This window comes from uncultured Lacinutrix sp., from assembly GCF_947500325.1.
Taxonomy (GTDB): Bacteria; Bacteroidota; Bacteroidia; order Flavobacteriales; family Flavobacteriaceae; genus Lacinutrix.
Genome location: NZ_CANMRQ010000005.1, coordinates 227,028 through 250,385, shown reverse-complemented (window position 1 = coordinate 250,385; position 23,358 = coordinate 227,028). Strand labels below are relative to the sequence as shown.

Sequence of the window (23,358 nt, the reverse complement as noted above, 5' to 3'; positions counted from 1 at the left end):
TTTTGTCTCAAATTATAACTTGAAAAAGTGTAAACTATGTCCCTTTAACTTTGTAAACTATGTGCCTTTAACGTACCTTTTCGTAATTTGTTGATTTAGAGCTTAGTTATATTATTACTATCTTCACGTTAAATACAATAGTAGAATCTTAAAATATGCATTTTAAAACATGGAATTTAACATCTTTTGCAAAGCGATAAAAAGCATTGTTAGTTTGCCTCTTCCAGGTCAAGATTCACAATTTAAGATGTCCCCACCTTACCGAGAGCATTTAATTAAATTACAAGAAGAAAAAATCAAAAATGCAAGACAGAGTGCAGTGATGGCATTATTTTATCCTAATGCAAAAAACGAAACACATCTTGTTTTAATTCTTCGAAAAACTTATAAAGGTGTGCATTCAGCTCAAATAGGATTTCCAGGTGGAAAGTTAGAAGAAAATGAAACGAATGAAGCAGCGGCATTACGAGAGACAGAAGAAGAAGTAGGAATAAAACAAGATACTATAACTGTTTTAAAAAGCTTAACTCAAATATATATTCCGCCTAGTAATTTTTATGTGCAGCCATTTATAGGCATTTTAAAAAGTACACCAATATTTAAAAAACAGGATAGTGAAGTAGAAGAAGTATTAGAAGTAAAACTTAAAGATTTTCTTAGCAATACTAGTTTAACTACTAAAAATGTTACGACTTCTAATGGTTTAAAAATCAAGGTTCCAGCCTATAATTTGAATAGCCATTTGGTTTGGGGAGCGACAGCTATGATGCTAAGTGAAGTAAAAGACTTGTTAAATAGCGTTATAGACTAAAAGCTATTCTGTACATTTGTTAATCCTAAACTAATTAATATTTATGGGATTATTTAAAAGAAATCCTTTTGGACACATATTATTTGTAAAGAAATGGCTCATCAGAATACTTGGTGTATTATCGCATAGACGTTTTCGTGGTTTTAACGAATTGCAAATAGAAGGCTCTCAAATAATAAAAGACTTACCAGATACCAACGTTCTTTTTATTTCTAATCATCAAACGTATTTTGCAGATGTATTTGCTATGTTTCACGTGTTTAATGCTAGCTTAAGTAATAGGGGAGATTCTATAAAAAATGTTGGTTATTTATGGAACCCTAAATTAAATATGTATTATGTAGCAGCAAAAGAGACAATGAAATCTGGATTCTTGCCTAAAATATTTGCTTACACAGGATCGATAAGTATTGAGCGTACATGGAGAAGTAAAGGAGAAAATATTAATAGACAGGTGAAAATGAGCGACATATCTGCTATTAGAACAGCTCTTGATGATGGTTGGGTAGTAACTTTTCCGCAAGGAACTACAACACCTTTTAAACCAATTCGTAAAGGTACAGCTCATATAATTAAACAATACAAACCAGTAGTGGTACCTATAGTTATAGATGGTTTTCGTCGAGCATTTGATAAAAAAGGATTACGTATAAAAAAGAAAAATGTTTATCAAACATTTGAAGTAAAAGCACCTTTAGATATTGATTATGAGAATGAATCTATTGCAGATATTGTTACGAAAATTGAATATGCTATAGAGCAACATCCTTCATTTTTAAAAGTAATACCGCAAAAAGAATTATTGGCTCAAGAAGAGTTAAATAAACAACGAGAGTGGCTTACTTAGATAGTTGTTTTAGAACATAGATTCAAAAGAAGTAAAATTTAAGACACGTCCTTCTTCTTTTGCTTTTTTGTCTTTTTCAGATCCTAAATACATGCCAATTACCATTCCTAATACTAAACCAATGGGTAGACTGACGACTCCTAAAATAATGCCAGCAGCTGAACCAAAACACATACCTAACGCCATATAGTTATTTTTATAATAGTCTTTAGAAATAAGAGAAAATTCATTTTTTAAAAACTCAAAAAACTGATGTAGTTTTTTGTTTAATGTTTTCCTTTCAGTATTTAATTCTATGTCTAGTAATTCTAGTTCTTGTTCAATACGGTTAAGTTCTAAAGAATTAAAATTTCTATGTTTTACATCAGTTAAAACTCTAATAAAAGCATTATAAGTATCAAGCTCTTTTTTAGAGCTATTTTGTGTTTTTAATTTTTTTAAAAAAGAAATAGTATTATCAATAATCATAGCTTATGGTTTTGTATTTAAAACTTTTCCTTGTTTTTTTAACTCAGCATCTTTTGCGGCTCCTATAATCATACCTAGAGCCATACCAATTCCCATACCAATGTTCATACCTAATATCATGCCGTTGTCTTTACTAAAAATAATGCCAAATGTCATGCCTAAAGACATTCCTAAAGACAAGCCTATTGCCATACCCAATCCCATGTATTGGCCTTCAGAAATTAATGATAATTTCTTCTTTATAAAACATATAAAACCATTTAGCTTTTTCCTTAAATTTTTTATGTCGTTAGTCTTTTCTTTTATATCTAAATGTGTTAATTCAGCTTCGATATCTAGTATTTGTTCAGGAGTTAAATCTCTATTTTTTAGGTCTGTGAGTACACTAATAAAAGTGTTATAAACTCTAAGTTCTTTTTTTGTAGGGTTCTTAGTATTTAGTTCTTTAAAAAATGATAAGCCTTGTTCTATAGTCATAATTTAAACTTCTAATTTTTTTAATTCCTTATAATTTCTATTTAAACGTTTTAAAAGAATACCGTAGAGTAACTTGTAGAATAACCAGATTATTAAAACAAATAAACCTGTGAATGCAACTATTACTATATATGTTATAATTGATTTTGTATTATTGGGGTCTTCAAAAATAGTTTTAATTTTTGGGTCGTTTTGGAATGCATAATAAAAACCAATAACCATAGAAAGAAATGCCATAATTAAATTATAAATAACATAGTACTTGATCACTTTACGTGTTTTTAATATGTTTTCCATTAATTTTTTTGCATTGTCAGTGACAGATATGTTTTTGTATGATTTAAACAATAAATAGATAAATAGTACAATGACTACGTAACTTAATATAGTAAAAACTGTTACAGATATGTGACTTCCATATAATTCTGCCATACGCTCATTGTAACCATCACTAAAAAAGGCAGGAAGTGTATTTATAAGAATCCAAAAAATTAATTCTGCTACACTTATATAGAATAATGTCTTGACAATTGAAGACGATTTTTTTAATAGCATAGGGTATATGTCTTTTGAGGTTAAATGTTTATCCTCAATTCCATCACTCTGCCAATGTTTTTTTAATAAATCTAATTCATCCATATTTTACGGATTTAATATGGTTTTTAGTTTAGTTTTTACTCTATTCATCTTCACTCTTGCATTTACTTCACTAATACCCATTGTTTCACTAATTTCTTTATAGTTCTTGTCTTCTAAATATAAGAACACAAGGGCTTTTTCAATATCGTTTAATTGATGTACAGCTTTATATAAGAGCTTTAATTGTTGCTCTTCGGTATCATCATATTCTTCAGCCTTGATTTTAAATTGAACAGCATCAAATTCTGATGTGTTAATGCGTCGTTTAGACTTCCTATAGAGAGTAATAGCGGTATTTAACCCAACTCGATACATCCAAGTACTAAACTTAGCGTCACCTCGAAATTTTGGGTACGCTCGCCAAAGTTGAATTGTTATCTCCTGAAACAAATCATTATGTGCATCGTAATTATTAGTGTACAGACGGCACACTTTATGCACTATATTCTGGTGTTTCTCCAGTAATTCTACAAAACTATGTTCAAGTTCTTTATTCAATAGTCGTTGGTTAGGTTATTTTATAAGTAGTTTAAATTTTAAAAACGTTACAATAATTAAAATATTATTTTTTAAAAATAGTCTTTCAGAGGCATAAATCGTATCTTTGGATAAGATATTTTTCAGTACTTTTTTTATGAATATACCTGAGTCTAATGTGTCCAGAATAGTCATTGTAGGTGGCGGTTTTGCTGGAGTAAGTATGGCTAAAACTTTGGCTAATAAAAATGTTCAAGTTATATTATTAGATAAACATAATTATCATACGTTTCAGCCATTACTTTATCAAGTCTCTTCTGCAGGTTTAGAACCAGATTCTATTGCTTATCCACTTCGAAAAATTATAAAAAAGCATAAAAATTCATTTTTTCGTTTGGCAGAAGTTAATCATATAGATGCAGACAAAAAGGAAATACATACTAATATAGGTAATTTGTCTTTTGACTATTTAATTCTAGCTACTGGAACAAAAACAAACTATTTTGGAAATAAGACTATTGAAGCTAATAGTATGCCAATGAAAAAAGTGCCGCAAGCACTTAATATACGAAGTTTAATACTTCAAAATTTTGAGAAAGCTGCTATTGCTAATTCAGATGAAGAAAAGCAAGCCTTGTTAAATTTTGTTATAGTTGGTGGTGGACCAACAGGAGTTGAGCTTGCTGGCGCGATTGCCGAACTTAAAAATCATATTTTACCTAGAGACTACCGTGATTTAGATGCAAAAACAATGCAAATACATTTGCTAGAAGGTAATGATAGAGTATTACCGCCTATGAGTGAACATGCTTCAAAAAAAGCAGAACAGTTTCTTAAAAAGCTAGGTGTAAAAGTTCATTGTAATACATTTGTTAAAGATTATGATGGGAAAACGGTATTAACAAACTCTGAATTAACCTTACAATCTGAAACGCTTATATGGGCAGCAGGAGTTACTGGAGCACCAATAAAAGGTTTACAAGCTAATGCCCTAATAGAGCGTGCAAATCGTTATAAAGTAAATAGATATAATCAAGTAGAAGGTTATGAGGCTATCTTTGCGTTAGGCGATATTGCATTAATGGCAACAGAAAATTTCCCTAATGGTCATCCTCAAGTTGCTCAACCAGCAATACAACAAGGAAAACTTTTAGGTAAAAATATACTTAGATTAATTGATAATAAACCGTTAAAGATATTTACTTATAATGATAAAGGTTCTATGGCTACTATAGGTAGAAATAAAGCAGTAGTAGATTTAAAACATTATAAATTTGCAGGTTTTTTAGCGTGGTTTGTATGGATGTTTATTCACTTAATGTCTCTTGTTGGCTTTCGTAACCGCGTGATCGTTTTTTTTAATTGGACTTATAATTATATAAATTTTGATAAAGCTGCTAGACTTATAATAAGACCTTTTAATAAGTCTAAACTTTAAAATCTTGTTGTTTTAATAGTCCTAAAACAATTAGTAATTGGGCTAATGCGTATGTAAACATAATTCCAAAATTAGCTATAGATAATGGAGCATAGAATTTATTTAGGGCTAATAAACTGTCTGAAGCTATAAAAATTAACGCTCCAATAAATACTAAATTAAAACTATTAGTATTCACCATACCTTTTCTTAAAAAAGCTGATGTAACCATCGTTAATATAACTAGCATATATATAATTACAGGAATTAATAAATGTCCTATACCAGTTTTTAAATACGAAAATAATAGTATAGTATAAATTAAAATAATAGCAACAAAACCATACCATTTGGTGTTTTTATTTCTTTTATTAAAAAAGACTAGACTGTATAAAATATGTGCAATTAAGAAGGCTATTAAACCTCCAATAAAAAACAACTGAGAGCGATTAACAAAGAGTAATAATATATCTCCAATTAAGGAAAACGTTAATGCAAAAAAAGTGAATTTTTGTGTATAAATACTAAGGTGCTTGTTGTGTTTTGTAAAATAAATAATAAGGGAAATAACTATAAGAGGTTTAAATATATAATGTAACCAAGTTAAGCCATCTAGATTAGCAACTGTAGTTTCAATAGCAACTAAAAAGAAGAAAATAATAAAGAATAAATAATTGTTGTTTGGTTTCATTACATATTTGTTATAACGGGTATAAAAATATGCAATTCATCTTCAAAAAGTCACAGTTCGGTAATTATAAATTTAAAAAAAGGGATGCTTAAAGCATCTTTGAATCATCAAACAAAACCGACGAACAATATGAAATTTTTTTTACAAGCATTATTAGTATTAATCACACTACAACTCTCTGCTCAAACTACTATAAATGGAATAGTTACAGATGCTAAAAACAACCCAATACAAGGTGTCAATGTGTATTTAGATGGCACTTATGATGGTGGTACAACTAACGAAAAAGGTATGTTTAATTTTAAAACGACCGAAACTGGAACACAAATATTGATAGCATCTTATGTTTCATACGAGTCATTTCAAATGGCAAGTGATGTATCTACACTAAATAATTTAAATATTAAATTACGAGAAGATGTCAACTCACTAGAAACTGTAGTGTTGTCTGCTGGAACATTTGCAGCCGGTGATAATAGTAAGGTGTCTGTTTTAAAACCTTTAGATGTGGTTACTACAGCTAGTGCGTTAGGTGATTTTGTAGGAGCATTACAAACATTACCAGGAACAACAACTGTAGCCGAAGATGGTAGATTATTTGTTCGTGGTGGAGAAGCAGAAGAAACTCAAATATTTATTGATGGTATTCGTGTATTTACACCATATACGCCAACAACTAATAATGCTCCAACTCGTGGACGTTATTCTCCTTTTTTGTTTGATGGTATAACCTTTTCAACTGGTGGTTATAGTGCCGAATATGGTCAGGCATTATCCAGTGTGTTGCTACTAAACACTATAGATGAACCAGATCAGGAAAAAACAGATATTGGAATAATGAGTGTTGGTGCTACTTTAGGTAATACGCAAAAATGGAAAGAAAGTTCTTTAAGTGTTAACGCATCTTATATAAATCTAGCACCATATTTAGCAATTTTTAAAGATAGAAATGATTGGATAAAACCATTTCAAACCGCATCTGGAGAGACCGTATTTAGACAAAAAACTAACAATGGTTTACTAAAACTATATACAGGGTTTGACGCCTCTAACTTTGAACTTATTCAAGAAGATATAAATAATGCAGATGGTTTACGTTTTAAATTAAAAAATAGTAACCTTTATTTTAATGGTTCTTATAAAGCAATATTAGAAAATCGTTGGAAATTAGCCACAGGTTTAAGTTATACAAATGCTAAAACAAGAGTAGGGATTGACGCAAGTGATATAAATGATACAGAGAATTCAATACATGCTAAATTTAAATTAAGGAAAAGTTTTAGTAGTCGTTTTAAACTAAATTTTGGAGCAGAGTATTTTACTACTAATTTTAATGAAAACTACCAAGATGATTTTATAGCTCCAGTAGAATACGGTTATAATAATAATATTAGTGCTGTATTTTCTGAAGCTGATATTATTTTCTCTAAAAAATTAGCTTTAAAAGCAGGATTAAGAGCTGAATATAGTGAGTTGTTTAAAGAAACTAATATATCACCACGAGTATCTTTTGCCTACAAAACGGGAGCAAAAAGTCAAGTATCGTTAGCTTACGGTAATTTTTATCAAAACCCTAACAGTAGTATTTTAAAATTTGAACAAAACTTAAATGCAGAGCAAACGCAGCATTATATTTTAAACTATCAATATAATAATGATGGACGCATTTTTAGAGCAGAAACCTATTATAAAAATTACAATAAATTAGTAAAATACGATACAAGTTTTACGAGTTTTGATAGTAATTATAACAATGCTGGAAATGGTTTTGCTAAAGGTTTAGATTTATTTTATCGTGATAGTAAAAGCATAAAAAATATAGATTATTGGGTAAGTTATTCGTTTTTAGATACTGAACGAGATTATAGAAATTACCCAAATGCAGCGCAACCAAATTTTGCAAATAGACATAATTTAAATATTGTTGGTAAATACTGGATTGAAGATTGGAAAAGTCAAGTAGGACTTAGTTATGCCTATGCATCAGGGAGAACTTATACTAATCCAAATGAAACAGGATTTTTAAATGCAAAAACAAAAGGTTTTAATAGTTTAAGTGTCAATTGGGCATACTTACTAAGTCAGCAAAAGATATTGTATTTCTCTATAAATAATGTTTTAGGTTTTAAAAACGTTAATGGATATCAGTATGCAAATACTCCAGATTTAAATAATAATTTTGCAAGACGAGCCTTAAAACCTGCTGCAGATCAATTCTTTTTTGTTGGTTTCTTCTGGACGATTAGTGAAAAAGGAACAGATAATCAGTTGGATAATTTATAATATAATTGTTAATACGTTTTTAGTTTGTTAGATATCGTTAAAATTATTAGCGCTAATACCAATGCTTTATAACATATTTTCTAATAACAATCTTTCTAAAATCATTTGGTTGTTTTGTATTGAGTAATTTTAAACCATCTTGAGCCTTAATTATTGCGCTAAAATGCACTTCTCTTTTATCATATTGTGTTTGGTTAGAATAAGTAGTTATTAATATAAAATGATATGGTGCTTCTGGAGTTGCTAGAGTTTCTAAAATTTGAAATGAATGGATATAACCCTTTTTTAAAGCGATTTCTCTTAGTACTTGCCAATTGTTTTGATAATAGAATAATACTTCATCTTTATTATCATTTAAAACTTCTACAAAATCTATAGTTGACAATCTTTTATCTTCTTGGGAGTAACTTAAAATATTAATGAATATGGCTAGTATTATAAATTGAGTTTTCATCATTTTTCTAAAAAGATACAAATAAAATGACCCGTTTAATAATCTTTAAATTTTGTTTATGTAAATAATTAGGTTAGTGATTAAACATTAAATATAAAATATAATATTCAGTATCAGTTGTCTCAATATCTTCAATGTATTTATTTTTGCAACCTATTAAAGTATTAAAGCGTTGTATTAAATACATTTCAAAATCTTCAATAGTATTTAAGTTTTTTGAATAAGCTACTACCTTATAGTTATTATAAGTATTAGCATATACATCGTTATAGCGATCTACTATATTTCTCCCAGTTTTTCCTATTTTAAAGCTGGAAAAAGAACGAATTTCATTTTCTATTTTACTCGCAAGTTCTTCAAAAGTTGCCATAATATAAAGTAAAGGAACTTAATAAGACGAGGGACTTTCTTGTAGGTTTCCGTTAGTAATTTAGTTTATCTTATTTGTAAAGAAACTAAAAGTAGTTTAATTATTAGTAAGGGAATTCTGTACTATTTGTAATGTGTTTAGTTAAATGTTATTAAACATTAGCGTTTTCTCCAGGAAATATAGAGTAATTGTTCTTTGATAGATCTATAGAAGTTAAATGTATAGGATTGCGGCCAAAAAACTTTCTAAAAAAGTCTTTAGTATTATTTTTAATTTTAGAGACACTAGAATTATTAATCTGCATAGTATTAATATTAACAGATTTTAAATTACAGTTTAAGCTTGAATTAGCTAATACTATATTAGTGTTATGTTTTTTAATAGCTTTCTCAATAATAGTTGCCGTTTTTGAGTCTAATAGCGAATTAGAGTTTTGACTATATATAGAAAGACTGATTATTAGTAAGAAGAAAGTTAAAATTAGATTTTTCATAATATTATGGATTAGGTTAATTAGCGGGTAAAATAGTATTAGTGTTTTTTAGTTTACTAAACCTGAGGTAGATTGAATAGTAATCACTAATACTATATTTACAGTTGCAAGGTACAATCAATAAAGCATAAATAAAATACGTAGAACTACGTATCTTTTTTATCGCAAATAGATGTTTATATGTATGATTTTCAGGTATTTAGCCTCTTGTTGTTGATGTTTTTTTTATCGTGATTATTACCTTATTTACGCGTTTTTTTGAATATTGTTTAAATGAGTTGGTAAATAACAAGATTACAATTCAGCATATAAAAATGACAGTTCGGTGTATTGCTTTTTAAAAATGAAGATTACTATTAGATATTTGTACCAACATAAAACCACTAATCATGAAATCTATTTTACTACTCTTAATTACTGTATTCAGCTTTCAGAATGTAAAAGCTCAAAATCATAACATTGTTGTAAACATTTCTAATATAAATACTATAGAAGGGACTTTAGTTATTGGATTATATGATAATGAATCTAATTTTTTAAAAAAACGTATAAAAGGTAAGTTAGAAAAAGTATCACAGTCTACAGCAAGTGTAACATTTACAAATATAGAACCTGGAGATTATGCCATTTCATTATTTCACGATGCTAATGATAATAAAAAAATGGACACTTTTATATTTGGTATTCCAAAAGAAGATTATGGTACTTCAAATAATGCAAAAGGTATTATGGGACCGCCAAAATGGGAAGATGCTGTATTTACAGTAAAAGACAAAAATGTAATTCAAAATATTAAACTATAAAATTAATTATTATGTATAGACTAGCACTATTAATCGTAATGTTTCTAAGCACACAATTAGAAACTCAAGCACAATCGAATTATGAGAAAGGTATGCAAAAAGCTTTAACACTTTGGGGAGAAAATAAACCAGACGATGCAGTAAACCTTTTTGAGCGTATTGCTAGCGCAGAGCAAGACAATTGGTTACCACCTTATTATGCTGCGCAAGTTTTAATTATAGATGGTTTTACTAAGTTGAAAGATGCAGAAAAGCTCGATGCTCAATTAAAACGCGCACAAGATTTTATTAATGATGCTACAGCAATTTCTAAAGAGAACTCAGAGATTCTAGTTATGCAAGCTTTATTACATACTGTATATGTATCTAGTGATGGTGCTAAATATGGTATGACGCTAGCTCCAAAAGTCGCACAGTTATATGAGAAAGCTTATAAATTAAATCCAAATAATCCAAGAGTGGTATTAAATAGAGCAGAATGGAATATTGGTAGCGCCAGATATTTTGGACAGGATACCAAGCCGTTTTGCAAAGAATTCGATAAGGCCTTAAAACTTTTTGCTAACTTTAAACCAGAAACAGCATTTCACCCTAATTGGGGGCAAGATAGAGCAGAGGAAGCATCAAAATCTTGTAAAGAATAAATTTAAGAATTATAATGAATAAACTAGTAAAAGAAATAGTAATCACTTTTATTGTAGGTACTCTAGTATTTATAGTTGGAACCGTGTTTTTTGAAGATTATGAGCACAAGTCTACACAAGCTTACTTAATTACTTTTGCATTTTATCAATTATACGCTTTTGTTTTAGGGTTTTCTAATACTAGATATTTTGCATTTTTAGAGAGAAGACAATGGAAAGAAAAAGAAGGAATTAAACGTATAGTTATTGGCATTATAGGATCTGTTCTAATTACATTAATAGGTTTATTTCTTTTAAGAACATTCACTTATATTATTTATTTAGATTATTCTTTTAATGAGTTTATAGCAAATGAACGTTTTGAATATTATCAATTTGGTTTGTGGATAACTATGACTATTGTAATTATTTTTCATGTCATATATTTTTATAATCGTTATCAAAAAAATAAAATAAAAGAGCAAAAAGTTATAGCTGGTACAGCTAGTGCAAAGTTCGATGCTTTAAAAAACCAGTTAGATCCGCATTTTTTATTTAATAGTTTAAATGTTTTAACCAGTCTAATTGAAGAGAATCCAGATAGTGCTCAAAAATTTACAACAAGTTTATCTAAAGTATATCGCTATGTTTTAGAGCAAAAAAATAAAGATCTAGTAACTGTTGACGAAGAGTTACAATTTGCAAAAACATACATGTCTTTATTAAAAATGCGATTTGAAGATAGTATAGTATTCGATATTCCAGAACACGCTTCGAATCCAGATAGTAAAGTTGTGCCGTTGTCTTTACAATTACTATTAGAAAATGCAGTAAAGCATAATATAGTAACAGCAAATAAACCACTACATATTAAAATTTACGAACGAGACGGACAATTAATTGTAGAAAATAATTTGCAAACAAAACAAGTGGTAAAGAAGAGTAGTGGTGTTGGTTTAGATAATATTAGACAACGCTACAAATTATTAACAAACAGACAAGTAAGTATAATAGAGGATAAAACTAATTTTAAAGTTTCTATTCCAATGCTTACAAAACAAATAACAATTATGAGACAATTACCAGAAAAACAATTTGATGATAGTTACGTGAGAGCACGTAAGCATGTTGAGGAATTAAAAGGATTTTACTATAATGTAATATCATATTGCTTTGTTATTCCTTTTTTAATATTTATTAATTATAGAACCTATTGGGAGTTTAAATGGTTCTGGTTTTCTGCCATTGGTTGGGGAATTGGAATAGCCTTTCACGCCTATAAAGTATTTGTGAATGATGGTATTTTAGGACGGGATTGGGAAAAACGCAAGATTGAAAAATTCATGGAAGAAGAACAAAACAATCGCTATAAATAAGACTATTATGAAAGACAGTAGAATAGAACCATATCAAGATAATAAGCAACGCGATTTTGAGCGTGAAGAGGCTTATATAAGAGCTAAAAAAAAGGTTGAAAAAATCGTTGGCTTTTACTGGCATGCGCTATGGTATGTTTTAGTTAACATATTTATCATATTCATGATTGTAAGAAATATGGATGCAGACGAAAACTTTTGGAGTTTTAGAGTATTCTCAACAGCATTCTTTTGGGGTATAGGCTTAGTTTTTCATTTTATTAGTGTTTTTGGGCCTAACTTTTTATTTGGAAAACAATGGGAACAACGTCAAATCGATAAATATATGGAAGAAGATAAAAAACGTTGGGAATAATTAATATTATATAAAAAGAGTAAAACTAACTAATGAGAGTACTAATAATTGAAGATGAAAAACCATCGGCAAGACGTTTACAACGTATGCTGCAAAATATAAATATACAAGCGGAAACTATGTTGCATTCTGTAGAAGAATCTATAACATGGTTTCAAAATAATGAACATCCAGATTTAATTTTTTTAGATATACAGTTAAGTGATGGCTTGTCATTTGAAATTTTTGATGAAGTAAATATTAATTCGGCTATTATTTTTACAACAGCTTATGATGAGTATGCATTGCAAGCCTTTAAATTAAATAGTATTGATTATTTATTGAAGCCAATAGATGATGAAGAATTAGAGAAAGCAGTATCTAAATTTAAAAACAGAGTACCAGAAAAACAAAGTGTTACTTTAGATTTTAATGATATTAAAAAACTACTAATTAATCCTATAGAGCGTGAGTATAAAAAGCGTTTTTCGGTAAAAGTGGGACAGCATTTAAAACTGATAAATATTGATGATATAGAATGCTTCTTCAGTGAAAATAAAGGCACATACCTTCATACAACAGATGGAAGAAATTATCTTTTAGATACAACACTTGATAATTTAGAAAATGAACTTGAACCATCACAATTCTTTAGAATTAATAGAAAGTTTTACGTCAATATCCAGGCTATAAAAGATATGGTTAGTTATACTAATTCGAGATTACAAATAAAGTTAGGTTCTTATAAAGAGCAAGAGGTTATTGTAGCCAGAGAACGAGTAAAAGATTTTAAAAATTGGTTAGAATAGAATAGTCATTAGAAGCCATCAAAAAAATCTTCAAATAAGTCTCCCGCACCTTCCATTAAAATTTCCATAAAACCTTCAATAACGGTCTCGGTTAAGAGTTCGAAATCTGGAGTGTTTTCTGGATTTTTACTTTTATAATCTGTTGCTTTTTGTTTTGCTTCTTTTCTCCATTCTTGAAAAGTGTCGTGTTTTTTTATAACTTTTTTAGATGCTGTTGAATTTAAGGTATTGTTATTTTTTAATAAGGCATCATACAATTTTCTTTTATCTGGCTTAGATAAAATATCGAAGGCTTCAACTAAATCATCAAAACGTTTTTCAGCATTTTTAGAGGTATTAATATCAGGATGGTATATAGCAATCTCTCTCCTAAATGCTTTTTTTATGTCTTCTAGGTTACTTGTAGAACTAATTCCAAGTAACTCATAATAGTTTTTAACTGTCATTATTAAAAATTTTATTCTTCTTCATCTTCATTAAAAGCAGATGGTAATAAGTTTGGAATATATTTTATTGCTAATGGTAATAAAATTGCACCACCAGGTAATAAAAATATGGCTAAAGCAGGAATACTTTTAAAAATGTCTAATAATTGATTTTTTACTTTTTCCTTTTCCTCATCACTTAAGTCTTGGGTAGTAGATTTACCAATTAGCTGTACCAATTCCTTACTCTGCTTAATTTCTTTAAGCAGCATTCTTTTGTTTTTATTTAGTAGTTCTGTAATTAGTTTTTTAGGATCCATAGTTAAATAAAAAAGCCACCTTAAAGTGGCTCTTAGTTAATAAATAATAGCATTGTTATTATTTTATAATACCACCACAGCTTACACGACTACCAGCTGCACCACTTGGTTGCGATGTAAAATCGTCTATGCCTTCGTGAACAATAATTGCTTTTCCTAAAATATCTTTGTTAGCGTCTCCACAACCAATACACCATTGGTCTGTTGTTTTATTTACTACTGCGAATCCTTTTTCATCAGCAGTAAAATTTCCTATATCACCTTTATGAAATCCTGCTGTATCACCCCATTTACCATGTGGCTTGTTTGTAGGATTCCAATGGCCGCCAGAAGATTTTCCGTCTGCAGATGAGCAATCTGCTTTTTCATGAATATGTATGGCATGTTCTCCAGGTGTTAAACCTTCTAACATAGCTGTCATTTCTACTTTGCCTCCTTCTTGTCTAAAAACAATATTGCCTTTTACATTACTATCACTTTTGGGAGCTAATGCAAGTTTTACTTTTACAGCTTTTTCTGCTTCTGTTATTGGGTCTACAATATCCTTTGCCTCTTTTTTACAACTTGTAACTAATATTAAAGCTACTATTTGTATAAATACATGTATCTTTTTCATTTTAATTTTTTCTTAAAAAAGTATTAACTTCTATAGCTACATCATCCCATGTTTTGCTTACACCATCTTCACCTTTATGTAAATCAAAACAAACCTTATTTAAAGCTTCTAAAGCGCCTAATGCATTCCAATCTTTAAGTAGCATAGTGCCTTTCATAGTAACACGTCTTTCATCAGTGATTTCGACATCCAATGGTAAGTCGTTTGTAACACCATTCATTGTCAACGATGCTACATATTTATCATTATTATACTTAATAGTACCTTTAATTAAATCTGTATCTAACATAGAACCAAAAAAAGCATTTTTAATTTTGGAGTCTCTTGTATTGGTTTCATCATTGGTGAACAAGCTACTAATTGGTATTGTAAATTTTAAGTTGTTTAAAGCGTCTTGCGGAGTAGTTCCAGATTTGTTATCAAACTTTAAAACAGTAAATTCACCTCCAACACCTTTCTTTTCGGTAGTTTTATAGGCAGTCCATTTTACAGATGTTGCTTCAGGTTTTACAATAAAGTTTTCTTTAGCTATTACTTGAGTTTCTTGTTCAACTTTGGATTCCTTTTTATCGTTTTTACAAGAAAAAATACTTAGCGACAATACAATTAATAAAATACTTATTTTATTCATTTTTTTTAAATTTTATTCTAGGATTAAAGTTAAGTAGATATTTATCTATTTGCAAGAAACTACTAGCTAATTACCCTTTAGGATTAATTTTAAGTCTTTAATGCCACGTTTTAAATTGTTTGTCATTATTATAGATTTGTCCACTTGTGTTTGTACATTTTTATAGCGCATAATAGCATAAATAATACTACGTTTTTTGCCAGGAGTTAAATTTTCAAAGAGCTCGTAAGCATCATAATCACTTGACAGTACAGCATTTAAAGTCTCTGGCATTTCGACACCATATTTAGATTGATCTTCAAATAATTGAATGCTAAAAGTATCTCCAAAATCAATATCTAATGCTTTTTGTTTGGCATTACTAAAATACATACGATAATTATCAGTCTTTTCTTTTTTTAATGCGGCATGAAAGGAAATTATAACATCATTTTTTGAAGCCTCTACTTTTACACGTTTTTGATTTTTTTCTGCAAATAAATCAGCAACAGTATTGGGAATTATAATACTATACTTATTAGTGAGTGTTACTTTAAAAGGCTTACTTTTTATCATTAATCTATTTTAAATGCTTTAATATCTTTAAAAGCCGAAAGGTTTAAATTTTCAATACTGTTTTTATATGTTTTCCAATCGTTATCAAAAAATGCATTCGTCTTTTGTAGTACATTCTTTAATGCTGTTTTTGCATGATTTAGTAAAGTGGTTTCAGTAATTGTTAACCCATTTTTTCTAGAACTAATATAGCCATAGGCATTGTCTAATCTAGAGCTTACTGTTGGTAAAGTACTTCTTGTAATACCTTGTCTTTCATCTTCTTTTCCAAAATAAACAGCTAGTAAGTCATCTATTTTTTCGATGAGTTCTTTGGAGTCTTTAATATTTTCTTTATACTTTTTATCATCTAAAGCGTTGAGGTCTTTTTTATATTTTTCAGCCGTATTTTTACTCTCAACTATTTGTTTTACAGCATCAGCCATAGTTTGGTTTAGTTGTTCTATTTCTTTTAAAGCGGCATATATTTCATTTGTATTAGACATTGAAACATCAATTCTAGGGTCTTCTTTTACTTCAATTTGTTTTTCAGAAGTTAAATCACCATAATGCATTACTGCTTTATATGTTCCTGGTTTTACAGAAACACCACTTGGTTCATTTGTTCTTTTACGTATTGTTTTTGAAGGATAATCACTTCCTTTTTCACGTAATCTCCATGTCCAGTTATGTAATCCAGTAGAGTCTGGTGTTTTTCTTTTTATAGTTCTAATTAATTTATCATTATCATAAATGTTCATAGTGATAGAATCCCACTTAATTTCATTTTTATCATCTTCGTTTTCTTCCTCTTTCTCTTCTTTTTTGTCATCGTCCTTATCTTTCTTTATAGGCTTATCCACTTTAATATAATATTTAAAGCGTGCACCAAAACCTCTGTTTTCTCCACTATACATGGCATCGGCTCCAAAACGACTTCCAGTTGGTTGTTGGTAAGATGCTTTGTATGTTGTTGGTGGCGTAAATAATTCTAACTTACTATTTAAAACTTGATTGTTTTTTGCAATAGCACGTAATGGTCTAATGTCATCTAGAACCCATGCAGCACGACCAAAAGTTCCAATAACTAAATCATGCTCTCTAGGTTGAATAACTAAATCTTTTACTGGAACGGTTGGAAAACCATTGGTCCATTTTGTCCATTTATTTCCTGCATTAGTTGAAACATATAACCCATCATCTGTACCTAGAAACAATAAATTAGGTTCTTCAATATCTTCAACAATTGAAAGTGTATAACTTTTAACATCGTTTGTATCTACAATACGTTCCCATGATTGGCCATAATTTTTAGTTCTATAAGCATATGGAGTATAATTAAAACGACGATAATCATTAGCAACTAAAAGTGCTTCTCCTTTATTTTTATTGCTTGCTTTTATTTGTACAATCCAACTTCCTTTTGGTAAATCATTTAAATTAAGACTAACATCTGCCCATGTGTTACCTCCATTTTGTGTTACATGTACACGGCCATCATCGGTTCCAACCCATAACATGTTTTTTTCAATAGGTGATGGTTCAATAACTAAAATAGTACAATGGTTTTCTGCTCCAGTGGCATCAATTGTAAGTCCTCCACTATCTCTTTGTTTTTGTTTTTCAGGGTCATTGGTTGTTAAATCTGGAGAAATAATTGTCCAAGTATCTCCTTTATCATTTGATTTATGTACAAATTGACTACCAAAGTAAAGCGTGCTATTATTAAAAGGGTCAATATTAATAGCAGAATTCCAATTAAATCGTAATTGCATGTCTGCATCTGGATGTGTAGGTCTTACTAAATAATTATCGCCTGTTTGCCAATCGTAGCGACTAACATAACCTTGTTGACTCATAGACCATCCATAACGAGAATTGTCGCGATCTGGAACAACATCAAAACCATCACCAAAACTAATTTCTTGCCAATAACTATTGCGTATACCTTGCGAGCGCCATACATAAGCGGGACCACGCCAAGAGCCATTATCTTGCATACCACCATAAACATTATATGGGTATTCGTTATCTACATTAATATGGTAAAATTGAGCTACAGGCATGTTACCAATAAAACGCCAGGATTTACCACCATCTTTAGTAATATTCATCCCACCATCGTTACCATCAATCATGAAATTTCCATTTTCAGGATGAATCCACCAAGCATGATGATCTGGATGTACGCCATTGCTTACGCCATAAGCGGGCATCAATTGAGTAAAGTTTTTTCCTCCATCTTCACTAACATTTACATAAGTGAATACAGAGTATACACGGTTTTCATTTTGAGGATCTACATATATTTCAGAGTAATAAAAAGGTCTGTTACCAATATCACTTTTATCGTTTATTTTTTTCCAATTAAAACCACCATCAACACTTTTATATAGCGCATTCTTTTTAGCTTCTACTAATGCGTATATAATATTGGGTTTGTTTCTAGCAATTGCAACACCAATTCTACCTAAATCTCCTTTTGGAAAGCCTTCTTTTTCTGTTATTCTCTTCCATGTCTTTCCTCCATCATGAGTAATATGTAAACCAGAACCTTTTCCACCAGAATTAAAAAACCAAGGATCACGCTTGTGTTCCCAAAGTGTAGCAATTAACTTGTTAGGATTTGTAGGATCCATAACTAAATCTGCAGCACCAGTTTTATTATTTGCGAATAAAATTTTATTCCATGTAAAACCGCCGTCTACAGTTTTATAAACACCACGCTCACTATGTTCTCCCCAAGGACTACCAATAGCAGCAACATAAACTATATTAGGATTTGTTGGGTCTATAACAATACGATGTATATGTCTTGTTTTTTCTAGTCCCATAGCTTTCCAGCTTTTCCCTGCATCTAAAGATTTGTATATGCCATAGCCACCATTTAAACTATTTCGTGGATTACCTTCACCAGTACCAGCCCAGATAACACTTGGATTTGATTGTTGTATAGCTACAGCTCCAATAGAAGCAGTAATTTCATTATCGAAAATAGGTTCCCATTTTATGCCTCCTGAAGTCGATTTCCATAAACCGCCAGAAGCAGTACCAACATACATAATATCTGGATTAGTATGAACAGCATCAATAGAAGTAACACGCCCAGACATACCACCTGGACCAATGTTTCTAGGTTTCATGTTTTTTATCAAGTCCATAGAGAACTCTTGAGAAAAACTAGTAAAAGAAAATAGTAGTAAAAGTAAAAGGGAAATTTTTTTCATTATAATGGTTTATTAAAGTCGGAATAAAGTTAAGTAACTAAATCTTAAATAGCTGTTAATGTCTTAATCTTTTGTTTTAAAAAAGCCGTATTTTTATACAACAATGAAAAACGATAAACTTAATAGAAAAGGATTTGTATTTAAGCAATATGAATCTCCTTCTCAATCTCCTTTCGAGAAGCTTTTCGATATCTTTAAAGAATTAATTACACATACCTCTGGTGATTTTGATGAAGCTATAGATTGGTTAAAAGAGCTAGATAAAGAATATGAGCTAACAACCCCAGAGTATACCATTGATGATTTTATAGAAGATCTTAAAGCTAAAGGGTATATACGAGAAGAAATAAAACCAGATGGAAAAAAAGGGAATGCCATTACTGCAAAAACAGAACGTGCTATTAGGCAATCTGCTTTAGATCAAATATTCGGAAAAATAAAAAAAAGCGGCTCTGGAAATCATAAAAGTAAAGGTTTAGGAATAGGAGATGAGCATACAGGTGATTTTAGAAATTATCAATTTGGTGATAATTTAGAAAAAGTAAGCATGACAGAGAGCCTAAGAAATGCACAAATTAATAATGGTATTGGTGATTTTCGTTTAACAGAAGATGATCTCGTTGTAGAAGAAACTATTCATAAATCACAAATGAGTACAGTTTTAATGATTGATATTAGTCATAGTATGATTCTATATGGCGAAGACCGTATTACACCAGCAAAGAAAGTAGCTATGGCTCTGGCCGAATTGATTACTACGCGCTATCCAAAAGATACATTAGATATTTTGGTTTTTGGTAATGATGCTTGGCCAATTAAAATTAAGGACCTACCATATTTAAATGTTGGCCCATATCATACCAATACAGTTGCAGGATTACAATTAGCAATGGATTTATTAAGGAGGAAACGTAATACTAACAAACAAATTTTTATGATTACCGATGGTAAACCAAGTTGTTTGAGACTACCAGATGGAACTTATTATAAGGATAGTAATGGTTTAAATCCGCATATTACTAATAAATGCTATGCTATGGCGCAGCAAGCTAGAAAATTACATATTCCTATTACAACATTTATGATCGCTCAAGATCGATATTTAATGCAATTTGTTCAAGAATTTACTTATGCTAATCAAGGGAAAGCTTTTTATACAGGTTTAAAAGGTTTGGGAGAGATGATTTTTGAAGATTACGAAACCAATAGAAAAAAAAGAATTAAAGGTTAATAGCGACTAGCTGTTATAAAACATAAGACTAAGAATTAAAGGCTGAAAGCCAATAGCAAAAAAGCTAAAAATAAATATGAAAATAGAAACAATTAAAACTTTAGAGGCTTTAAAAAAATCGGGATATAAAAGCAAATCTATTAAAGATGAATTAAGAGATAATTTAATTGAAAAAATAAAAAATAAGGAAACCACATTTGCAGGTGTTCACGGTTATGAAAATACAGTAATTCCTGAGTTAGAACGTGCTATTTTATCGAGACATAATATTAATTTATTAGGCCTTCGCGGTCAAGCAAAAACGCGTTTAGCGCGTTTAATGTTGAATCTCTTAGATGAATATATACCTGTTATAGCTGGTAGCGAAATTAATGATGATCCTTTACAGCCAATATCGCGTTATGCAATAGAATTAATAAAAGAAAAAGGAGATAACACACCAATTACATGGTTACATAGAAGTGAGCGTTTTGCTGAGAAATTAGCAACACCAGATGTTACTGTAGCAGATATAATTGGTGATGTAGATCCTATAAAAGCTGCGAATTTGAAATTAAGTTATGCAGATGATCGTGTGATACATTATGGCATGATTCCAAGAGCAAATCGTTGCATTTTTGTAATTAATGAATTACCAGATTTACAAGCCAGAATTCAAGTTGCGTTATTTAATATTTTGCAAGAAGGTGATATTCAAATAAGAGGTTTTAAGCTGCGGTTGCCTTTAGATATGCAATTTATTTTTACTGCAAACCCTGAAGATTATACCAATAGAGGAAGTATTGTTACACCTTTAAAAGATCGTATAGGTTCTCAAATTTTAACGCATTATCCAGCAGATATAGAAACTGCTAAAACTATTACCGAGCAAGAGGCTAAACTAGACAGTCGTCAGGAAAATGCTATTCATGTTCCAGAATTAGCAAAAGACTTATTAGAACAAATTGTCTTTGAAGCTCGAGAAAGCGATTTTATAGACGAAAAAAGTGGCGTAAGTGCGCGATTAAGCATTACTGCCTATGAAAACTTATTAAGTACAGCAGAATTACGAGCATTAAAAGCAGGAGATGAAAATACAACAGTAAGACTATCAGATTTTTTAGGAATTATTCCTGCTATTACAGGAAAAGTAGAGTTAGTGTATGAAGGAGAACAAGAAGGTGCAGCACAAGTTGCTTATAATTTAATTGGGGAAGCAGTAAAAAGTTTATTTCCTGAGTTTTTTCCAAAAATTGAAAAACTACAAAAACAAGATGATGAAAGTCCATACGATGATATAGTATCTTGGTTTTTTAATCATTCTGAGGGTTTTGAATTACTAGATGATTTAAGAGATAAAGAATATAAAACGTTATTAGATGCTGTATCTCCATTAGACGATTTGCTTGGAGAATACCAGTCTAAACTATCTAAGCAAGAGAGTTATTTTGTAAAAGAATTTGTACTATGGGCATTGGTAGAGTATAAACAATTGAGTAAATACCGTTTTACAGAAGGACTTCAATTTAAAGATCCGTATGGTAGTTTTATAAGTGGTATTTAATTTTTAAAATCCATTAATAGATTTGGGACGTATATTAATAAATCAATATACCAAACCCAAATATGAAAAAGCATTACACCTTTATTTTTTGTTTCACACTTATAATATCATTTACAGCTTATGCACAAATTTCAGCAGTTAGTTTTGTAAATGCTAATTATAGCTATGGAACGCAACCAACAAATATTCAGTCTAATGATATATATGATGTGTATGTCTCGTGGCGTAATACCTTTGCAGATCCATGCGCAAATGGAAGATACCGTATAAAATTCGATACGTCATCAGAAACCGTTTCTGAAGGTATAGCTTATGGCATGTTACTATCTGTTTATGCTAATGATAAAGAATTATTTGATGGATTGTGGTTGTACTATCAAGATTTTTCTAATGCTAACGGCGTTATGAATTGGAAGATTAATGGCTGTACTTCTGTAATTGGACAAAATGGAGCTACTGATGCAGAGTTAGATGCTGCTTATGCATTAATTGTAGCAGATAAACGTTGGGGTAATGCAGGAGTAATTAACTACCAAAATGATGCTTTAACATTAATTGCAGCTATAAAAACATACGAAATTGAAAATGGTACTAATGTTTTAAAGCCAGGTGATGCTTGGGGTGGCAGTAATAATACAAATCCGTCATATTTATCTCCAGGTTATTTTAGAGTTTTTGGAATATATTCTAATGACATAACATTTTGGAATGCAGTAGCAAATAAGAGTTACGCTATTTTAAATGATAACTTATCTCAAAACAATGCTGTTTATAACTTGGTTTCAGATTGGTGTAAAGCAGATGGAACCTATTCAAATGAAGTCTCTTGGGCTTATAACGAAGGGAAATCTTATTATTATGATGCAGCAAGAACACCATGGAGAATGGTTATAGATTATGTTTGGTCTGGAGATTCGCAAGCATTAAGTTATTCTGGTTTATGTAACGATTTTGTAAATGCCCAAGGTGGATTCAATCAAATTTATCCAGGGTATTCTCAAGCTGGTATCGCTATTAATACGTCTTACAAAGATCCAACATTCACGGGAGCATATGCTTCTGCTGCAATGTCTTCAACCAATCAGAACTTTGTTAATAATGGTTATACTGAATTAAAAAATCAAGTAACTACTGCATATTTTGGAGCTACTTTAAGAGCTTTATATATGTTTGCCTTATCTGGGAATATGTACAATGCATTAACCGAAAATGTATTAAGTATATCTGAAGTTAATCAGGAATCATTTAAAATATATCCTAATCCCGTTCTAGATTATTTAAATATTTCTTTTAAATCATCAAAACCCAAAACGATTAGTTTGCATTCAATCAATGGAAAGCAATTAATTCTAAAGAAAGAGAATAGTATGTTAACCCAATTGGATTTAACCCAACTTAATGCTGGTATTTATTTTTTAAAAATTAATGAAGAAAACTTTAAAATTATAAAGTCTTAAAT

General features: G+C 30.0%; 26 protein-coding genes. 12 read left to right on the top strand and 14 right to left on the bottom strand.

What is annotated here, in order from left to right:
- Positions 1 to 169: 169 nt before the first annotated feature.
- Together Q0997_RS09165 and Q0997_RS09160 are read left to right on the top strand one after the other, a co-directional pair.
- On the top strand, positions 170 to 811 hold the full coding sequence (locus Q0997_RS09165) for a CoA pyrophosphatase (protein WP_299887725.1): 642 nt from the start codon (positions 170 to 172) through the stop codon (positions 809 to 811).
- A gap of 43 nt (positions 812 to 854) precedes the next feature.
- Entirely contained in the window at positions 855 to 1,658 is an 804-nt protein-coding gene (locus Q0997_RS09160; RefSeq protein ID WP_299887722.1) for a 1-acyl-sn-glycerol-3-phosphate acyltransferase, read from the top strand.
- Between the two features lie 9 nt (positions 1,659 to 1,667).
- Here Q0997_RS09160 and Q0997_RS09155 read toward each other — a convergent pair whose 3' ends face one another.
- From Q0997_RS09155 to Q0997_RS09140, 4 genes are read right to left on the bottom strand one after another with little or no spacing between them, the layout of a single operon-like run.
- The gene (locus tag Q0997_RS09155) at positions 1,668 to 2,126 is read right to left on the bottom strand and encodes a hypothetical protein (protein ID WP_299887719.1); all 459 of its coding nucleotides are present in this window, start codon (positions 2,124 to 2,126) and stop codon (positions 1,668 to 1,670) included.
- 3 nt (positions 2,127 to 2,129) lie between these two features.
- Positions 2,130 to 2,603, bottom strand: a complete 474-nt coding sequence (locus tag Q0997_RS09150; protein WP_299887717.1) for a hypothetical protein — start codon at positions 2,601 to 2,603, stop codon at positions 2,130 to 2,132.
- 3 nt (positions 2,604 to 2,606) lie between these two features.
- Complete coding sequence (locus tag Q0997_RS09145) at positions 2,607 to 3,242, bottom strand: hypothetical protein (RefSeq protein ID WP_299887714.1); 636 nt, start codon at positions 3,240 to 3,242, stop codon at positions 2,607 to 2,609.
- Positions 3,243 to 3,245: 3 nt separating this feature from the next.
- A complete protein-coding gene (locus tag Q0997_RS09140; RefSeq protein WP_299887711.1) occupies positions 3,246 to 3,740 on the bottom strand; it encodes an RNA polymerase sigma factor in 495 nt (164 codons plus the stop codon).
- Positions 3,741 to 3,876: 136 nt separating this feature from the next.
- On the opposite strand from Q0997_RS09140, the gene Q0997_RS09135 reads away from it, so the two are divergent.
- Positions 3,877 to 5,157, top strand: a complete 1,281-nt coding sequence (locus Q0997_RS09135; protein WP_299887708.1) for an NAD(P)/FAD-dependent oxidoreductase — start codon at positions 3,877 to 3,879, stop codon at positions 5,155 to 5,157.
- On the opposite strand, the gene Q0997_RS09130 is transcribed toward Q0997_RS09135, so the two are convergent.
- On the bottom strand, positions 5,147 to 5,827 hold the full coding sequence (locus tag Q0997_RS09130) for a lysoplasmalogenase (protein ID WP_299887706.1): 681 nt from the start codon (positions 5,825 to 5,827) through the stop codon (positions 5,147 to 5,149). The genes Q0997_RS09135 and Q0997_RS09130 overlap by 11 nt on opposite strands.
- 129 nt (positions 5,828 to 5,956) lie before the next feature.
- Here Q0997_RS09130 and Q0997_RS09125 point away from each other — a divergent pair, with 129 nt between their 5' ends.
- Positions 5,957 to 8,110 carry a TonB-dependent receptor gene (locus Q0997_RS09125; RefSeq protein WP_299887704.1) on the top strand — a complete coding sequence of 718 codons (2,154 nt, stop codon included), beginning with the start codon at positions 5,957 to 5,959 and terminating at the stop codon, positions 8,108 to 8,110.
- A 52-nt stretch (positions 8,111 to 8,162) separates the two neighbouring features.
- Here the strand turns inward: Q0997_RS09125 and Q0997_RS09120 are convergent, their stop codons facing one another.
- From Q0997_RS09120 to Q0997_RS09110, 3 genes are all read right to left on the bottom strand, one after another.
- Positions 8,163 to 8,567 (bottom strand): hypothetical protein, encoded by a 405-nt coding sequence (locus Q0997_RS09120; protein ID WP_299887701.1) that lies wholly within the window; start codon positions 8,565 to 8,567, stop codon positions 8,163 to 8,165.
- Positions 8,568 to 8,637: 70 nt separating this feature from the next.
- The gene (locus Q0997_RS09115) at positions 8,638 to 8,934 is read right to left on the bottom strand and encodes a hypothetical protein (protein WP_299887699.1); all 297 of its coding nucleotides are present in this window, start codon (positions 8,932 to 8,934) and stop codon (positions 8,638 to 8,640) included.
- A 151-nt stretch (positions 8,935 to 9,085) separates the two neighbouring features.
- On the bottom strand, positions 9,086 to 9,427 hold the full coding sequence (locus Q0997_RS09110; protein ID WP_299887696.1) for a hypothetical protein: 342 nt from the start codon (positions 9,425 to 9,427) through the stop codon (positions 9,086 to 9,088).
- 389 nt (positions 9,428 to 9,816) lie between these two features.
- On the opposite strand from Q0997_RS09110, the gene Q0997_RS09105 reads away from it, so the two are divergent.
- From Q0997_RS09105 to Q0997_RS09085, 5 genes are read left to right on the top strand one after another with little or no spacing between them, the layout of a single operon-like run.
- Positions 9,817 to 10,230 (top strand): DUF2141 domain-containing protein, encoded by a 414-nt coding sequence (locus Q0997_RS09105; protein ID WP_299887693.1) that lies wholly within the window; start codon positions 9,817 to 9,819, stop codon positions 10,228 to 10,230.
- A gap of 11 nt (positions 10,231 to 10,241) precedes the next feature.
- Positions 10,242 to 10,874 carry a hypothetical protein gene (locus Q0997_RS09100; protein ID WP_299887690.1) on the top strand — a complete coding sequence of 211 codons (633 nt, stop codon included), beginning with the start codon at positions 10,242 to 10,244 and terminating at the stop codon, positions 10,872 to 10,874.
- Positions 10,875 to 10,888: 14 nt separating this feature from the next.
- Complete coding sequence (locus Q0997_RS09095; protein WP_299887687.1) at positions 10,889 to 12,229, top strand: 2TM domain-containing protein; 1,341 nt, start codon at positions 10,889 to 10,891, stop codon at positions 12,227 to 12,229.
- A gap of 7 nt (positions 12,230 to 12,236) precedes the next feature.
- A complete protein-coding gene (locus tag Q0997_RS09090; protein WP_299887684.1) occupies positions 12,237 to 12,584 on the top strand; it encodes a 2TM domain-containing protein in 348 nt (115 codons plus the stop codon).
- A 32-nt stretch (positions 12,585 to 12,616) separates the two neighbouring features.
- Positions 12,617 to 13,372 carry a LytTR family DNA-binding domain-containing protein gene (locus tag Q0997_RS09085; protein ID WP_299887681.1) on the top strand — a complete coding sequence of 252 codons (756 nt, stop codon included), beginning with the start codon at positions 12,617 to 12,619 and terminating at the stop codon, positions 13,370 to 13,372.
- An 8-nt stretch (positions 13,373 to 13,380) separates the two neighbouring features.
- Here Q0997_RS09085 and Q0997_RS09080 read toward each other — a convergent pair whose 3' ends face one another.
- The 6 genes from Q0997_RS09080 to Q0997_RS09055 form a co-directional block, all read right to left on the bottom strand.
- Positions 13,381 to 13,818 (bottom strand): DnaJ domain-containing protein, encoded by a 438-nt coding sequence (locus tag Q0997_RS09080; protein WP_299887679.1) that lies wholly within the window; start codon positions 13,816 to 13,818, stop codon positions 13,381 to 13,383.
- A gap of 11 nt (positions 13,819 to 13,829) precedes the next feature.
- Entirely contained in the window at positions 13,830 to 14,117 is a 288-nt protein-coding gene (locus Q0997_RS09075) for an LETM1 domain-containing protein (RefSeq protein ID WP_367180212.1), read from the bottom strand.
- Positions 14,118 to 14,175: 58 nt separating this feature from the next.
- Positions 14,176 to 14,733 carry a superoxide dismutase family protein gene (locus Q0997_RS09070; protein WP_299887677.1) on the bottom strand — a complete coding sequence of 186 codons (558 nt, stop codon included), beginning with the start codon at positions 14,731 to 14,733 and terminating at the stop codon, positions 14,176 to 14,178.
- A gap of 1 nt (position 14,734) precedes the next feature.
- Positions 14,735 to 15,364, bottom strand: coding sequence for a YceI family protein (locus tag Q0997_RS09065; RefSeq protein WP_299887673.1), 630 nt, complete (start codon positions 15,362 to 15,364; stop codon positions 14,735 to 14,737).
- A gap of 66 nt (positions 15,365 to 15,430) precedes the next feature.
- Positions 15,431 to 15,919, bottom strand: coding sequence for a YdeI/OmpD-associated family protein (locus Q0997_RS09060; protein WP_299887670.1), 489 nt, complete (start codon positions 15,917 to 15,919; stop codon positions 15,431 to 15,433).
- On the bottom strand, positions 15,919 to 19,125 hold the full coding sequence (locus Q0997_RS09055; RefSeq protein ID WP_299887667.1) for a hypothetical protein: 3,207 nt from the start codon (positions 19,123 to 19,125) through the stop codon (positions 15,919 to 15,921). The genes Q0997_RS09060 and Q0997_RS09055 overlap by 1 nt, the downstream gene beginning before the upstream one ends.
- 103 nt (positions 19,126 to 19,228) lie before the next feature.
- Between Q0997_RS09055 and Q0997_RS09050 the strand changes: the two genes are divergently transcribed.
- The 3 genes from Q0997_RS09050 to Q0997_RS09040 all read left to right on the top strand — a co-directional run bounded on the left by Q0997_RS09050 (position 19,229) and on the right by Q0997_RS09040 (position 23,356).
- Positions 19,229 to 20,356, top strand: a complete 1,128-nt coding sequence (locus tag Q0997_RS09050) for a VWA domain-containing protein (RefSeq protein WP_299887664.1) — start codon at positions 19,229 to 19,231, stop codon at positions 20,354 to 20,356.
- Between the two features lie 76 nt (positions 20,357 to 20,432).
- Positions 20,433 to 21,899, top strand: coding sequence for a magnesium chelatase (locus Q0997_RS09045; protein WP_299887661.1), 1,467 nt, complete (start codon positions 20,433 to 20,435; stop codon positions 21,897 to 21,899).
- 62 nt (positions 21,900 to 21,961) lie between these two features.
- The gene (locus tag Q0997_RS09040; protein WP_299887658.1) at positions 21,962 to 23,356 is read left to right on the top strand and encodes a glycosyl hydrolase family 8; all 1,395 of its coding nucleotides are present in this window, start codon (positions 21,962 to 21,964) and stop codon (positions 23,354 to 23,356) included.
- The last annotated feature ends 2 nt before the right edge of the window (positions 23,357 to 23,358 follow it).